The sequence below is a fragment of the Streptomyces sp. AM25 genome, assembly GCF_058146165.1.
The window spans coordinates 136,571-150,177 of record NZ_JBKIWN010000006.1 but is presented as its reverse complement, the minus strand read 5'-3'; the positions used below and the strand labels follow the sequence as shown (position 1 = coordinate 150,177).

General features: G+C 71.1%; 14 protein-coding genes. 4 read left to right on the top strand and 10 right to left on the bottom strand.

What is annotated here, in order from left to right:
• The first annotated feature begins 92 nt into the window (after positions 1–92).
• Positions 93–356: a CopG family transcriptional regulator gene (locus tag ACLHRZ_RS09615; RefSeq protein ID WP_490417879.1), complete on the top strand. Its 264-nt coding sequence runs from the start codon at positions 93–95 to the stop codon at positions 354–356.
• Positions 353–769, top strand: a complete 417-nt coding sequence (locus ACLHRZ_RS09610) for a PIN domain-containing protein (protein WP_490417878.1) — start codon at positions 353–355, stop codon at positions 767–769. Before ACLHRZ_RS09615 ends, ACLHRZ_RS09610 begins: the two co-directional genes overlap by 4 nt.
• A gap of 456 nt (positions 770–1,225) precedes the next feature.
• Here the strand turns inward: ACLHRZ_RS09610 and ACLHRZ_RS09605 are convergent, their stop codons facing one another.
• The 8 genes from ACLHRZ_RS09605 to ACLHRZ_RS09570 form a co-directional block, all read right to left on the bottom strand.
• A complete protein-coding gene (locus tag ACLHRZ_RS09605) occupies positions 1,226–2,554 on the bottom strand; it encodes a class I SAM-dependent RNA methyltransferase (protein WP_490417877.1) in 1,329 nt (442 codons plus the stop codon).
• 114 nt (positions 2,555–2,668) lie between these two features.
• The gene (locus ACLHRZ_RS09600; protein WP_490417876.1) at positions 2,669–4,723 is read right to left on the bottom strand and encodes an APC family permease; all 2,055 of its coding nucleotides are present in this window, start codon (positions 4,721–4,723) and stop codon (positions 2,669–2,671) included.
• 115 nt (positions 4,724–4,838) lie between these two features.
• Positions 4,839–5,960 carry a cytochrome P450 family protein gene (locus tag ACLHRZ_RS09595; RefSeq protein WP_490417875.1) on the bottom strand — a complete coding sequence of 374 codons (1,122 nt, stop codon included), beginning with the start codon at positions 5,958–5,960 and terminating at the stop codon, positions 4,839–4,841.
• Positions 5,942–7,387 (bottom strand): cytochrome P450, encoded by a 1,446-nt coding sequence (locus ACLHRZ_RS09590; protein ID WP_490418055.1) that lies wholly within the window; start codon positions 7,385–7,387, stop codon positions 5,942–5,944. Before ACLHRZ_RS09590 ends, ACLHRZ_RS09595 begins: the two co-directional genes overlap by 19 nt.
• A gap of 119 nt (positions 7,388–7,506) precedes the next feature.
• Positions 7,507–8,109 (bottom strand): GTP-binding protein, encoded by a 603-nt coding sequence (locus ACLHRZ_RS09585; RefSeq protein ID WP_490417874.1) that lies wholly within the window; start codon positions 8,107–8,109, stop codon positions 7,507–7,509.
• The gene (locus ACLHRZ_RS09580; protein WP_171086990.1) at positions 8,087–8,449 is read right to left on the bottom strand and encodes a DUF742 domain-containing protein; all 363 of its coding nucleotides are present in this window, start codon (positions 8,447–8,449) and stop codon (positions 8,087–8,089) included. Before ACLHRZ_RS09580 ends, ACLHRZ_RS09585 begins: the two co-directional genes overlap by 23 nt.
• Positions 8,446–8,874: a roadblock/LC7 domain-containing protein gene (locus tag ACLHRZ_RS09575; RefSeq protein ID WP_490417873.1), complete on the bottom strand. Its 429-nt coding sequence runs from the start codon at positions 8,872–8,874 to the stop codon at positions 8,446–8,448. The genes ACLHRZ_RS09580 and ACLHRZ_RS09575 overlap by 4 nt, the downstream gene beginning before the upstream one ends.
• Complete coding sequence (locus ACLHRZ_RS09570; protein WP_490417872.1) at positions 8,871–10,313, bottom strand: ATP-binding protein; 1,443 nt, start codon at positions 10,311–10,313, stop codon at positions 8,871–8,873. Before ACLHRZ_RS09570 ends, ACLHRZ_RS09575 begins: the two co-directional genes overlap by 4 nt.
• A gap of 530 nt (positions 10,314–10,843) precedes the next feature.
• On the opposite strand from ACLHRZ_RS09570, the gene ACLHRZ_RS09565 reads away from it, so the two are divergent.
• A complete protein-coding gene (locus ACLHRZ_RS09565; RefSeq protein ID WP_336412726.1) occupies positions 10,844–11,512 on the top strand; it encodes an NAD-binding protein in 669 nt (222 codons plus the stop codon).
• Positions 11,509–12,180 carry a potassium channel family protein gene (locus ACLHRZ_RS09560; RefSeq protein ID WP_490417871.1) on the top strand — a complete coding sequence of 224 codons (672 nt, stop codon included), beginning with the start codon at positions 11,509–11,511 and terminating at the stop codon, positions 12,178–12,180. Before ACLHRZ_RS09565 ends, ACLHRZ_RS09560 begins: the two co-directional genes overlap by 4 nt.
• A gap of 143 nt (positions 12,181–12,323) precedes the next feature.
• Here ACLHRZ_RS09560 and ACLHRZ_RS09555 read toward each other — a convergent pair whose 3' ends face one another.
• Together ACLHRZ_RS09555 and ACLHRZ_RS09550 are read right to left on the bottom strand one after the other, a co-directional pair.
• Positions 12,324–13,040, bottom strand: coding sequence for a DUF3159 domain-containing protein (locus tag ACLHRZ_RS09555; RefSeq protein ID WP_490417870.1), 717 nt, complete (start codon positions 13,038–13,040; stop codon positions 12,324–12,326).
• Between the two features lie 3 nt (positions 13,041–13,043).
• Positions 13,044–13,442 carry an OB-fold nucleic acid binding domain-containing protein gene (locus ACLHRZ_RS09550; protein ID WP_490417869.1) on the bottom strand — a complete coding sequence of 133 codons (399 nt, stop codon included), beginning with the start codon at positions 13,440–13,442 and terminating at the stop codon, positions 13,044–13,046.
• Positions 13,443–13,607 lie beyond the last annotated feature (165 nt).

Below are 13,607 nucleotides of genomic sequence, written 5' to 3'. Positions count from 1 at the left end.
CTGCGACACGGTCACCGGGCTCGCGCGTCTGTTGCCCTCAGCTGCACATCCCACATATATGAGGGGGGAGGATGAGAGGTAGCATAGATAGCATGAGTGAGCCTACCGGCAAGTACTCGATCACGATGCCCCGGGATATCGCGGAAGCCGCCCGCGCCCGCAGCGGCCCTTCCGGCCTGTCCGCCTACGTCGCAGCCGCAGTAGCCCGCCAGATCGAACGCGACAACCTCAATGAGCTCATCACCGTCGCCGAGGCCGAACACGGACCCGTCACCGACGAGGAGATCCAGGCCCTACGCGACCAACTCCACCAGGTGCGCCAGGAGCAGGCACAGAGCGGGGCGAACGCCGCGTGACCCGCACCCCCGCCGCGACGCCGGGCGGCACTCTCATCCTGGACGGTGAGGGACTGGCCAAGACCGTCCTGCGTGACCGCGCGGTCACCACCTGGCTCGCCCTCGCTCGCGCCGACGACCTCCGGGTGATCACATCCGCGGCCACCCTCGTCGAGGTGGTCCACCCCCGGATCAACCGCCCGGCCCTGGAGTGGACACTGTCTCGCCTCATCGTCGAACCGGTCACTGAGCCGATCGCCCGTCACGCCGCCGCGCTGCTCGCCGAAGCCGGCCTCCACGGCCACAAGTACGCGATCGACGCGATGCTCAGCGCCACCGCGCTCGCTGCACCCGGGCCCGTCACGATCCTCACCTCCGACCCGGAGGACATCATCACTCTGTGCGGCGCACGCGCCACCGTGATCAAGGTCTGAGCACCGGCTCACCCCAGCCCGAGGGCACCGCAGGCGGGCCGCCCACTGCGACGGACTGCATGACGGTCATGTACCGAGACCGCGTTCCCCCGGCAAACAAACGGGACCACTGCCGTTGTCCGATGGCACATCCGAGAGGCCGACCAGACACGAGGCACTGCAGGGCTCCCGCTCGGGGTGACATCGCGGCTCTGTCCCGGCAAGCCGTTCGGCAAGGACCCGCCAAGTGAAGGCGTCGTCCTCCCGGATCTGGGCGTGGGCGGGCGCCTGGCCGACATCCACATCGGCGAGAAGCCGCACCTTGCCCCCGGGCATGCGCGACACCTCTGCCTGATCCCAGGCCCCGGCCGACCGCGACGGACGCACCAGCACGGGCTTGCCGTCCAGTGCATCCAGCCACTTCCGGCAGTCGAGCAGGTACTCATGCCTGTTGCCCCCGGTCGATTGCCCGGGTGATCAGGCGTCCTTCGGCACCGGCTTGAGGATCGCCACGCACTCCACATGATGCGTCATCGGAAACAGATCGAACGCCCGCAACGTAACCGGCCGGTACCCCTCCTCCGCGAAGTACCCCAAGTCCCGTGCCAGCGCAGCCGGGTCGCACGCCACGTACGCAATGCGCCGAGCCCCCAACCCAGCCAGCTGCCGCACCGTCTGCTTCCCAGCCCCCGCACGCGGCGGGTCGAGGACCACGACGTCCGCCTGGTCGATCCCCGTCCGCGGCAGCACCGACTCCACCTTGCCGTGCTCCACCCGCACCCGGTCCAGGTCCCGCAGGTTGTGGCGGGCATCCTCCACCGCCCGCTTGCTGGACTCGATGCCGAGCACCGCGCCCTTCTCCCCCACGCGCTCGCCGAGCGCGCCCGCGAACAAGCCCACGCCGCAGTACAGGTCAAGCGCCATGTCGCCCTTGCGCGGCATCAGGCCCTGCATGACGGCCTGCACCAGCGTGTCCGCCGCCTTGGGGTGGACCTGCCAGAAGCCGCCTTCCGACACGCGCCAGGTGCGGTCGGCCGCGCGTTCGCGGACGAAGGGGCGGCCGTGGACGCGGTGGATCTGCTGGTCCTTCTCGCCCACGCGCAGGACCGAGACCGGCTTGTCCAGTTCGACGATCGGCAGGCGGCCGCCCGGCTTGGGGGTGAGGACCACCTGGCGGTCGGTCGAGCCGGTCGCCGCGATCGCCTCGACCGAGGCGATCTGCGGCCACTCCCGCTTCTCGACGCCCAGCTCCGTGACCTCGGGGGCCGCGATCAGGCAGCGGTCGATCACCTGGACCTCGTGCGAGCGGTGCTTGCGCAGGCCCGCGTGGCCCTCCGCGTCGATCGCGTACTGCACGCGCGTGCGCCACGCCGGGACCTCGCCCGCCGGGAGCTTGTCGCCCTCCGCCGGCACGACCGTGCCGTCCCAGCCGGCCTCCTCGGGCGTCAGGCCCGCCAGCCGCTTCAGCTGCTCGGCGACGACCTCGCCCTTGAAGCGGCGCTGCGCGCCCGGCTTGGCGTGCTGCCAGTCGCAGCCGCCGCACTTGCCGGGGCCGGAGAAGGGGCAGGGGGCCTCGACTCGGTCCTTCGACGGCTCCAGAACGCGGACCGCGTCCGCCCGCAGGAAGCGCGACGTCTCCTCGCCCTCCGTCACCCGCGCCACGACCCGCTCGCCCGGCAGCGTGTGCCGCACGAACAGGACGCGGCCCGCCTCCGTACGGGCCACGCAGTGGCCGCCGTGCGCCACCGGGCCCACCTCGACCTCGTACTCCGTACCGACCAGCGACGCGTTGGGTTCTTGCTGCATGACGGTCGGCTCCAGAAGATAAGAGAAGATAAGAAAGGTGCGGCGGGGTCGCCTGGACGGACAACAGCCGTTCAGTTTACGTCCCGCCGCACCTCACCAGCGAATTGAGCGGTCCTACCGCTTCCCCGCCGCCTTCTCCCTCTTCGGCACCGTCACCGGCCCCCGCCGCACCGCACCCGGTGCGCTCCACTCCGCACGCTTGCGCGCCCGCTTCCGGGCGGCCTCCGAGGAGTCGAGCTGCCAGGGGACCGACGTCACCATCACGCCCGGCGTGAACAGCAGCCGGCCCTTCAGACGCAGTGCGCTCTGGTTGTGCAGCAGGTGCTCGTACCAGTGGCCGACCACGTACTCCGGGATGTAGACGCTGACCGCGTCGCGCGGGCTCTCCTTGCGCAGGCCCTTGACGTAGTCGATGACCGGGCGGGTCACCTCGCGGTAGGGCGAGTCGAGGATCTTCAGCGGGACGTCGATGCCACGCCGCTCCCACTCCTCCTGGAGGAGCTTCGTGTCGGCCGGGTCGACGTTGACGCTCAGCGCCTCCAGGGTGCCGGAGGAGCGCATCAGTTTGGCGTACGACAGGGCGCGCAGCGTCGGCTTGTGGATCTTCGAGACGAGGACGAGGGAGTGGACGCGCGACGGGCGGACCATGTCCTCGCCCTCGCTCTCCTCCGCCGCGATCTCCTCCGACACACGGTCGTAGTGGCGCCGGATGGCGGTCATCACCGCGTACCAGCCGACCATGCCGATCACGGCGACGTAGGCGCCGTGCGTGAACTTGGTGAGCAGTACGACGACGAGGACGAGCGCGGAGAAGACGGCGCCGAAGGCGTTGATCGCCCGCGCGCGGTGCATCCGGCGCCGCGCGGCCGGGTCGGACTCCGCGGCCAGGTGGCGGTTCCAGTGCTTGACCATGCCGCTCTGGCTGAAGGTGAACGACACGAAGACGCCCACGATGTACAGCTGGATCAGCTTGGTGGAGTCCGCGCCGAAAGCGTAGACGAGCGCACCGGCCAGCAGGGCGAGCAGCACGATGCCGTTGGAGAACGCGAGCCGGTCGCCGCGGGTGTGCAGCTGGCGCGGCAGGTAGCGGTCCTGGGCGAGGATCGAGCCGAGCACCGGGAAGCCGTTGTAGGCGGTGTTGGCGGCCAGGAAGAGCACCAGGGCGGTGGCCGCGGCCAGGAAGATGAAGGGGAACGAGCCGCCGCCGAAGACCGCCTCCGCGACCTGGGCGATCACGGGGTTCTGGGTGTAGCCGTCGCCGGCCGGCTTGCCGTTTATCAGCAGGTCGGTCGCCGGGTTCTCGGCCATGCGGACCTTGGTGGTCATGGCCAGGATCATGATGCCGACGAACATGACGATGGCGAGGATGCCCATCAGGGACAGCGTCGCCGCGGCGTTCTTGCTCTTGGGCTTGCGGAAGGCCGGGACGCCGTTGCTGATCGCCTCGACACCGGTGAGCGCGGCACAGCCGGAGGAGAAGGCGCGCAGCATGAGGAAGATCAGGGCGATGCCGGCGAGTCCCGCGTGCTCCGCCTTGATCTGGTAGCCGGCCGTCGGCGCGCGCATGACGTCGCCCATGACGAGGCCGCGGAAGCCGCCCCAGAGCACCATGACGATCACGCCGCCCACGAAGGCGTAGGTGGGGATCGCGAAGAGTGTTCCGGACTCCTTCACGCCGCGCAGGTTCATCAGTGCCAGCAGCGCGATGACCACCAGCGAGAACAGCACCTTGTGCTGGACGGCGAAGGGCATGGCCGAGCCGAGGTTCTCGACGCCGGAGGCGACGGAGACGGCGACGGTCAGGACGTAGTCGACCAGCAGGGCGCTGGCCACGGAGAGGCCGGCCTTCTGGCCGAGGTTGGTGGTGGCCACCTCGTAGGCACCGCCGCCGCCCGGGTAGGCGTGCACGGTCTGCCGGTAGGAGGCGACGACCGTGACCATCAGGGCGACGATGGCGAGGGTGATCCACGGGCTGTAGCGGTAGGCCGACGCACCCGCCACGGACAGGACGAGCAGCACTTCGCCCGGCGCGTACGCCACGGAGGAGAGGGGGTCGGAGGCGAAGACGGGGAGCGCGATGCGTTTCGGCAGGAGCGTTTCTCCCAGCCTGTCGCTGCGCAGCGCCCGGCCGATGAGGATCCGTTTCGGCAGGTCGGTCAGTTTGGACACGCAGAGGATCGTAAAGGGTCCGTTAACCCCGCGCCCACCCGCCACCCTCCGGGAGTCGATCCTGTGTACGTTACGCGACCGCTCCCGGAAGGTAAAGGGCGATTCAAGTGGCCGCTCAGGGGTGGAGCCTGACGGGCAGTGCGCGGTGGCCGTTGGAGATGAAGGAATCCACCGGTCGGAGCTGGTCGGGGGCCGCTGCCAGGGACATCTCCGGGAAGCGCTCGAAGAGGGCGGGCAGGGCGACTACCGCCTCCAGCCGGGCGAGCGGTGCGCCGAGGCAGAAGTGTGCTCCGTGGCCGAAGGACAGGTGCTCCTTGGTGGCGCGAGTCACATCGAACCGGCCCCCGTCCTCGCCGTACAGCCCCGGGTCGCGCCCGGCCGCCGCGTAGCCGGCCACGATGGCGTCGCCCTTGCGGAGGGTCACGCCGTTCCCCAGGTCGATGTCCTCCACGGCGTAGCGCAGCGGGAGGTTGGCGACGGGCGCCTGGCAGCGCAGGGTCTCCTCGACCACGTCGTCCCAGCCGGCCTTGCCCTCGCGGACGAGGGCGAGCTGTTCGGGGTGGGTGAGCAGCGCGTGGATGGCGTTGTCGAGGAGGTTGACGGTGGTCTCGTGCCCGGCGCCGATCATCAGCAGCAGGGTGTCGACGAGCTCCTGTTCGCTCAGCCGGCTGCCGTCCTCCTCGTCACGCGCGGAGACCAGGACGCTGGTCATGTCGTCCCCGGGTGTCTCGCGCTTCGTGGCGACGAGCGAGCCGAGCAGCTCGTAGATCGCCGCGTAGTTGGCCGTGACCTCCTCCGGGTCGGCGGAGGTGTGGAAGATCGAGTCGACGCAGCGGCGCAGGCCCTCCCGGGTCTCCTCGTCGTCGACGCCGAAGAGCTCGCAGATCACCTGGATGGGGATCGGGTACGCGTACTCCTCGCGCAGGTCGACGGTCTCGCCGTGCGGACGGGCGGCGAGTCCGTCGAGGAGGTCGGCGGTCATCCGCTCGATGCGGGGGCGCAGGGCGGCCGTGCGGCGCGCGGTGAAGGCGGTGGCGACGAGGCTGCGCAGGCGACGGTGCTCACGCCCGTAGGCGGTGAACATGTTCTGCACGGCCACCCAGGTGTAGAGCGGCCACTCCGGGGAGACCTCCCCGTTGATCCACGCGGGCCAGTGCTGCCGGGGGTCCTTCGAGACGCGCGGGTCGGTGAGCAGCTGTTTGAGCAGGGGCTGGGACGTTATTGCCCACGCCACCACGCCGCCAGGGAGCTCCACAGGGGTCGCCGGGCCGTGGGCGCGGATGCGGGCTGCCTCTCCGTGAATGTCGTGGCCTGAGGGATCGATGGCGACGGATGCGACGGGGCAGATCTGACGTTCCATCGGCTGTCTCCAGAGGTCTCTGCTGCTACGGATGCTGATGTGGATGCGGCTGCGAATGCTGCTGGGGGTGCAGCTGCGAATGCCGCTGTGGATGCGGCAGCGGATGTTGTTCCCGGCGTTGTTCCGGACGGGTCGGGCTGCGGTTCAGCGGTGTAGCCGGGGTGGACGGTCTGCGGCGCGGGCGCCGGTACGGGGAGCGGCACCGGGGGGAAGCGCACGGGCAGCGCGGTGAGGGCCCGGTGGAAGGGGCCGGGGCGCCACACGAGCCGGTCGACGGGGACGGCCAGTTCCAGGTCCGGCAGCCGGTCCAGGAGCCGTTCGACGGCGACGGCCGCGATCAGCCGTGCGGAGTCCTTGGCGGGGCAGTGGTGCGGGCCCGCGCTCCAGGCGAGGTGGGCGCGGTTGCCCGAGCGGTTCTCGGAGTGCAGGGCCGGGTCGGTGTTGGCGGCGGCGAAGCTCACCACGACGGGCTCGCCGGCCCGCAGCCGCGTACCCCCGAAGTCCAGGTCGTCGACGGGGTAGTGGACGCCGTAGTTGGCCATCGGCGGGTCGAGCCAGAGGACCTCGTCCAGCGCGTCCTCGACGGGCATGCTGCCGCCGCTGAGGTCGCCCGCGAAGCGGTCGTCGGCCAGCAGCAGCCGCAGTGCGTTGGCGATCAGGTTCTGCTGGGGCTCGGTGCCGGCGCCGATGAGGACGACGAGCTGGTGGATCATCTCCTCGTCGGTGAGCTCCGCATGATGGGCCATCAGCCAGGACGTCATGTCGGCGCCGGGCTGCTCCCGCTTGTGCGCGATGAGTTCGACGAGGCTGCCGGTGATCAGCGCGTCGGCCCGCTCGGCGTCGACGCCGTCGAAGATGCCGGAGAACCCCTGCACCAGCCGGTCGCCGAGCTCGGGCGGGCAGCCGAAGAGCTGCTGGAAGACCAGCAGGGGCAGCAGCTTGGCGTACGAGCGGAGCAGGTCGGCCTCGCCCTTGGCGGTGAACCGGTCGATGAGGCTGTCGGCGCTGCGCTCGACGTAGCCGCGCAGGGCGTTGGGGTCGATCCGGCCGAGGCTGTCGCTGACGGCCTCGCGGTAGCGGCGGTGCGCGTCGCCGTCGGAGAAGAGGCAGTTGGGGCGGTAGGCCATCATCGGCACGACGGGGTTGTCCGGCGCCACCCGGCCGTCTGCCAGGGCGCGCCAGCGGCGGGCGTCCTTGGCGAACCGCTCGGGGCTGCGCAGCACTTCGAGTGCGGCCCGGTAGTCGGTGACGAGGGTGGCGTGCGCACCGGGCGCCAGTTCCACCGGGGCGGCGGGGCCGTACATGCGCAGCCGCCGGTAGACGGCCTGCGGGTCGGCGGCGAAGTCCGGCCCGTACAGCGGGGTGACGGGCGGGCCCGGTCGGTCCCCCTGGTGCGCGGGGCAGCCGGGCGGCGGACGGTGGGTCACACGTGCTCCTGGACGGTGCGGTGCTGCAGGTATTCCACGAGGGTGATCAGCGCGTGCGTGGAGGAGATCCGGTCCCGGGCGTCACAGGTGATCAGCGGGGTCTCCGGGAGCAGGTCGAGGGCCTCGCGGATCTCCTCCTCCGGGTGCGCGGGGGCGCCGTCGAAGTGGTTGACCGCCACGGCGTACGGCAGGCCCTGCTCCTCCAGCAGGCCCATGACGTCGAAGGACTGCTCCAGGCGCCGGGTGTCCGCGAGGACGAGCGCGCCCAGCGCCCCCTGGGTCATGTCCTGCCAGAGCCGCGTGAAGCGCTGCTGGCCGGGGGCGCCGAAGAGGTAGAGGACGAGGCTGTCGCTGAGGGTGAGCCGGCCGAAGTCCATGGCGACCGTGGTGGTGGTCTTGCCCTCGATGCCGTCCAGGTCGTCGACGAACGCGCCGGCCTGCGTCATCGTCTCCTCGGTGCGCAGCGGCCGGATCTCCGACAGCGAGCCCACGAAGGTGGTCTTGCCCACCGCGAAGTGCCCGACGACGAGGATCTTCACGGCGGTCTGCACGGTCCGTCGCAGATAGAGGTCTCCGTCAGAGGCGAGCACGGAGTCCATCGAGCACCTCCTGCAAGATCTGGGCCTCGGGCAGTTGCGCCGAGGGAATGGGAGCCCTGGTGGACAGGTGGCCGCTGTCGACGAGATCGCCGAGCAGCACCTTGGTGACGCTGACGGGCAGCATCAGGTGGCCGGCGATCTCGGCGACCGACAGGGCGCCGCCGAGGCAGAGTTCCATGAGCCTGCGCTTCTCCGGGCTGAGGCCGCCGAGCGGCCGGTCCTCGTGCGCCATGACCAGGGTGACCAGGTCGAAGGTGTTGCGGGTCGGGTGGGAGCGGCCGTCCGTGACGACGTACGGGCGCACCAGCCCTCTCTCGTGCCTCGGCGCAGGAGGGGTCATGCCCGGTTGCCCTGCCAGCTGTCCTGCCGCGGCGGGCTGACGAGTTCCTTGCCGAGCCGGTCGACCGTCTTCTGCATGCGGTAGGTGACGGCCTCCATGTCGACGTTCTCGCCCGCGGAGACGGCGAGGTAGGCGCCGGGGCCGGCGGCGATGAGGAAGACGTAGCCGTGGGCGAACTCCACCAGCGTCTGCTGCCAGGCGCTCTCCCGGTGCGCCGGGTGGGTGCAGAAGTCGCTGGTGGAACGGCTGATGGACTGCAGCCCGGAGAGGGCGGCGGCCTGCCGCTCGGCCTCGTCCCGGTCGATGCCCTGGGAGTGGGCGCGCAGCATGCCGTCGGCGGAGAGCAGGATCGCGTGGCGCGCCTCCGGCATCTTGACGACCTCGTCGAGCATCCAGCCCAGCTCTTTGTTCATGTGGTCGTTCACGCGTAGGGGTTCCCTTCGTCTTCTCCGGGGGCCCGGTCGGGGTGCCGGGCGGGGCCTTCGGGCCGGTCATGTCCTGGGTGGCGGGCGGCGCGGCCGCTGCGGGTGCCGCGCGCGAAGGCGCCCATGCGCCGGGCGGTCTCCTCCGCGGTGCGCTCCTGCGGTGCCTCGGCGGCCGGGGGCATCTCCCGGGCCGTCGGGGCCGTGGGGGACGGCGCCGGGCCCGGCGTCCGGCCGTGGTCGGCGGCGGGCTGCCGACGGCGGCGCTTGGGCAGTCCGCCCGTGGTGGACCCGGCGGCCGGCGGCGGGGCGTCCGGCGCGGGCGGCACGGGGTCGGGGTGGGTGCGCTCCGCGGGGCGCGGGTGCGGACGGCCGCCCGGGCGCGGGCTCCTGACGGTCTGTCGGGAGGGCGGGGCCAGCGGCGTGGTGTCCGGTCCGTCGACGTCGAGCTGGGTCAGCAGGGCGCTGGGCAGGAAGACGACGGTCCGTACGCCGCCGTAGGGCGAGCGGGTGTCGACGGAGACGCTGAAGCCGTAGCGGGCGGCGAGCACGCCGATGACGGGGAAGCCGAACTGGGGCGGGTCGCCGAGCCGGGAGACGTCCACGGTGCGGCGGCCGGAGAGGAAGGCGACGGCCTGCTGGACCTCCTGGCCGTCCATGCCGACACCCGCGTCGTCGATGACGATGCAGGCGCCGTTGTGCACCGGCTGGAGGCTGACCTCGACGGTGGTGTTCGGCTGGGAGTGCCGGGCGGCGTTGTCGAGGAGTTCGGCGACGGCCAGCACCACGGGCTCGACGGCCCGGCTGACCACGGCGATCTCCGCCTGGCTGTGCACCCGGACGCGCCGGTAGTCGCGGATGCGCGAGGTCGCGCCGCGGACGACGTCGGTGAGCGGCGAGGCGACGCGCTGCCGGCCGGGCCAGGAGCCGCACAGCACGGCGATGGCCTGGGCGCGGCGGCCGAACTGGGAGTTGGCGTGGTCGATCTCCAGCAGGTCGCGCAGCACGTCGGGGTTGTCGTGCCGGTCCTGCATGTCGGAGATGGCGAGCTGCTGTTCGTGGGCCAGTCCCTGGAGGGCGCGCATGGACGCCTTGAGCGCGGCCTTGGCGGACTGGTCCGCGCGGGCCTGCGCCTTGTCCACGGCCCGGGTGAACAGTTCCATCACGGACTGCATGCCCTGGGCGAACACGGTGCCGGCGAGCCGCTCGTCGAGCAGCCCGGGGAGCGGCACGGACTGGTCCGCGGAGTCCGCGACGGCGGGCAGCCGGACCCGGACCAGGTGTCCGATCTCCTCGTCACGCGCCCGGAGGCCGTCCTCCAGCTGGGCGGCGTGCCTGCGCACACCGGTGGTGATCGTCCGCTGGCGCATCAGGAGCACGACCGTAATGGTCAGGGCGATGGCCAGGCACCAGATCACCACCTCCGGTATGTGATGTGACATCAATTCCTCTTGGACGACGGGGGCATTGGGGACGGCGGGACAGGGGAAGGTCCTGACGTCCCGTCCAGAAGCGGAATACGCGGATCATCCTAACCACGCGGGTGACCGTGTGTCCGATCTTCGTCACGAAAGACGAACAGGCTTCCGTTTTCGGGTCGTCCGGCACGGACCGCCCCCGAAGGAAAGGTCAATTCCGGACGTTCGCAGCCGTGTTGACGGTGCCGGTCCGGACCATTACCCCTAGTGAGCCCCCGCGGGGGCCATGGCCGCGGTGGCCGGTCCTCGACGATCACCTCCGGCCGCAGGCCCGGGCGGGTGCGGACGGGCGCGAGCCAATTCACCGAGCGAGGAAATACGCCCGGCGCCCGGTCGGCCGTCCTGGCCTCCGGTCGGCGCGGCACAACGGATACGGTGGAGTCGTGCACCGATTCGGACGAGCTCCGATGGGGGTGCCGCAAACCGGAGCAAGGAAGTGTGAGCAGGGTGTTGGTGCAGGTCAGCGCGGTATTCCGGAATACGGGGGCATCGACGTGCACGTGGTGATCATGGGGTGCGGGCGGGTCGGCTCGGCCCTCGCGCAGACCCTCGAGCAGCAGGGCCACACCGTCGCCGTGATCGACCAGGACCCGACGGCCTTCCGTCGCCTGGGCTCCGGCTTCGGCGGGCGGCGGGTGACCGGGGTCGGCTTCGACCAGGACACCCTCCGCGAGGCGGGCATCGAGGAGGCGGGTGCCTTCGCCGCGGTCAGCAGCGGTGACAACTCCAACATCATCGCGGCCAGGGTGGCCCGCGAGATGTTCGGCGTCGAGAACGTGGCGGCGCGCATCTACGACCCGCGCCGCGCCGAGGTCTACCAGCGTCTGGGCATCCCGACCGTGGCCACCGTGCGGTGGACGGCCGACCAGATGCTGCGGCGGCTGCTGCCCTCCGGGGCCGAGCCGCTGTGGCGCGACCCGAGCGGCGGCGTCCAGCTCGCCGAGGTGCCCGTCTCCGAGGCCTGGGTCGGCCACAAGGTGAGCCGGATCCAGGAGGAGACCGGGGTGCGGGTCGCGTTCCTCACCCGGCTGGGAGAGGCGATGCTGCCGTCGTCCTCGACGGTGCTTCAGGAAGGCGATCTGGTGCACGTGATGATGCGCACCGACGAGGTCGAGAAGGTCGAGGCCGCGTTCGCGCAGGGCCCTGAGGAGGCGCACCGATGAGGGTTGCCATTGCCGGTGCCGGTGCCGTCGGCCGCTCCATCGCGGGCGAGCTGCTGGAGAACGGGCACGAGGTCCTGCTGATCGACAAGGCGCCGTCCGCCATCTCCGTGGAGCGGGTGCCGCTGGCCGAGTGGCTGCTGGCCGACGCCTGCGAGATCACCTCGCTCGACGAGGCCGCGCTGCAGCGCTGCAACGTGGTCATCGCGGCGACCGGTGACGACAAGGTCAACCTCGTCGTCTCGCTGCTCGCGAAGACCGAGTACGGGGTGCCGCGGGTCGTGGCCCGCGTGAACAACCCCAAGAACGAGTGGCTGTTCAACGAGTCCTGGGGCGTGGACGTCGCCGTCTCCACCCCGCGCCTGATGTCCGCGCTGGTCGAGGAGGCCGTGAGCGTCGGCGACCTGGTGCGGCTGCTGCGCTTCAGCCAGGGCGACGCCAACCTCGTGGAGCTCACCCTCCCGCCGGAGGCGGCCCTGGCCGGCACCCGGGTCGGGGACGTGGACTGGCCCGAGGACACCTCGCTGGTCACCATCATCCGCGGCAACCGCGTGCTCACTCCGAACAAGGAGGACGCGCTGGAGGCCGGCGACGAGCTCCTCTTCGTCGCCGCCCCGGCGCGCGAGGAGCAGCTGGAGGACCTGCTGTCGGTGCGCCGCGAGGACGCCTGAGCGGCTCCGCTGAGGGGCGGTGCTTCGGCTGCGGGCCGTCCGTGGTTGGTCGCGCAGTTCCCCGCGCCCCTTCGGGGCACGGAAGACACGGAAGGGCCCGGGAACCGTTTCGGTTCCCGGGCCCTTCGGCTTTCTGCGGTTCGCTAGGCCTGCGCCTTCTCCCGCTCGGCCGCCTCGGCCGCCTCCATCTCCGCGAAGACGTCGATGGGCGCGGGGGCCTTGGCCAGGAAGATCCAGGTCAGGTAGACCGACAGCAGCATCGGCGGGATGCCCAGGGCCACCTTCACCCAGCCCAGCTGGGTGGCGTCGCCCCACCAGTAGAGGGGGAACAGGATCGCCGACTTGGCGAGCAGGATCAGCCCCCAGGCCCAGCTGGCCTTGGTGTACGCCAGCTTGCGGCCGGGGTTGCGGGTGCGCCAGGAGAGGTTCTCCTTGAACAGCGGGCCCAGGATCACGCCGAGCAGCGGGAAGCCCGCGAGCGAGGTGACGATGTACGCCACCGCCAGCCCGAGGGTGTAGAGCATGCCCGGCAGGTAGAAGTTCTTGGCGTCGCCGGACATCATCGCGAAGACGGCGCCGAAGGCCACCCCGAAGACGCCGCTGAAGGCGTGCTTGAGGGTGTCCCGGGACACCAGCCGGGACACGCCCAGCACCAGGGACAGGGCCAGCGCGGCGATCGCCGCGAGGTGGATGTCCCGCTTGACCGTGTAGAAGGCGACGAAGACGAGGCCGGGGACGGTGGTCTCCACCATGCCGCGCACCCCGCCGAAGGCCTCGAACAGAGCGGCCTCGGTGGCTGCTCTCGCATCGCTGCCGGGGTCCTGCTCCTGCCGGTCCACCGGCTTGTCGAGAGACGTCAACGGCTACTCCTGTCCGACGGGTCGGAGTTCGTATCGGGGGTTGAACAGCACCCGGCGGCCACGGCTCATGGAGATCCGGCCGGAGGCGATCAGCTTGCGGCCGGGCTCTATCCCGGCAATGGACCGCCGTCCCAGCCAGACCACGTCCAGCGGGGCCGAGCCGTCGAACAGCTCGGCCTCCAGTGCGGGGACCCCGGCGCGGGGACGCAGTGTGACGGTGCGCAGCGTGCCGGTGACCTTGACGATCTGACGGTCGTCGCAGTCACAGATCCGGGTGCAGCCCGTGGCCTCCGTGTCCTGCTGCAGCTCGGCGTGGTGCAACTCTTCCTGCGAGCTGGACAGCCGGTCGAGCATCCGGCGGAAACGGCCGGTCGGCTTGTCGGAACGTGGTGCGGCGCTCATGAACCCAGCGTACCGGGGCGGGCCCCGCCCGATCCCCTCCCGTGACCACCTGCGTCACACCTCGAACCGGTATCCCATCCCCGGCTCCGTGATGCTGCAATTCCCGGAGGCAACCCCCGGACCCCCGGCCGGAGGCCACCGGGACGCTCAGACCTCGAACCGGTA

Coding starts and splice junctions, on each gene's coding strand:
- ACLHRZ_RS09615 (WP_490417879.1), top strand. CDS start 93: ATGAGTGAGCCTACCGGCAAGTACTCGATCACGATGCCCCGGGATATC.
- ACLHRZ_RS09605 (WP_490417877.1), bottom strand. CDS start 2,554: ATGCAGCAAGAACCCAACGCGTCGCTGGTCGGTACGGAGTACGAGGTC.
- ACLHRZ_RS09590 (WP_490418055.1), bottom strand. CDS start 7,387: ATGTACGGCCCCGCCGCCCCGGTGGAACTGGCGCCCGGTGCGCACGCC.
- ACLHRZ_RS09585 (WP_490417874.1), bottom strand. CDS start 8,109: ATGGACTCCGTGCTCGCCTCTGACGGAGACCTCTATCTGCGACGGACC.
- ACLHRZ_RS09580 (WP_171086990.1), bottom strand. CDS start 8,449: ATGACCCCTCCTGCGCCGAGGCACGAGAGAGGGCTGGTGCGCCCGTAC.
- ACLHRZ_RS09570 (WP_490417872.1), bottom strand. CDS start 10,313: ATGTCACATCACATACCGGAGGTGGTGATCTGGTGCCTGGCCATCGCC.
- ACLHRZ_RS09560 (WP_490417871.1), top strand. CDS start 11,509: ATGAGGGTTGCCATTGCCGGTGCCGGTGCCGTCGGCCGCTCCATCGCG.
- ACLHRZ_RS09550 (WP_490417869.1), bottom strand. CDS start 13,442: ATGAGCGCCGCACCACGTTCCGACAAGCCGACCGGCCGTTTCCGCCGG.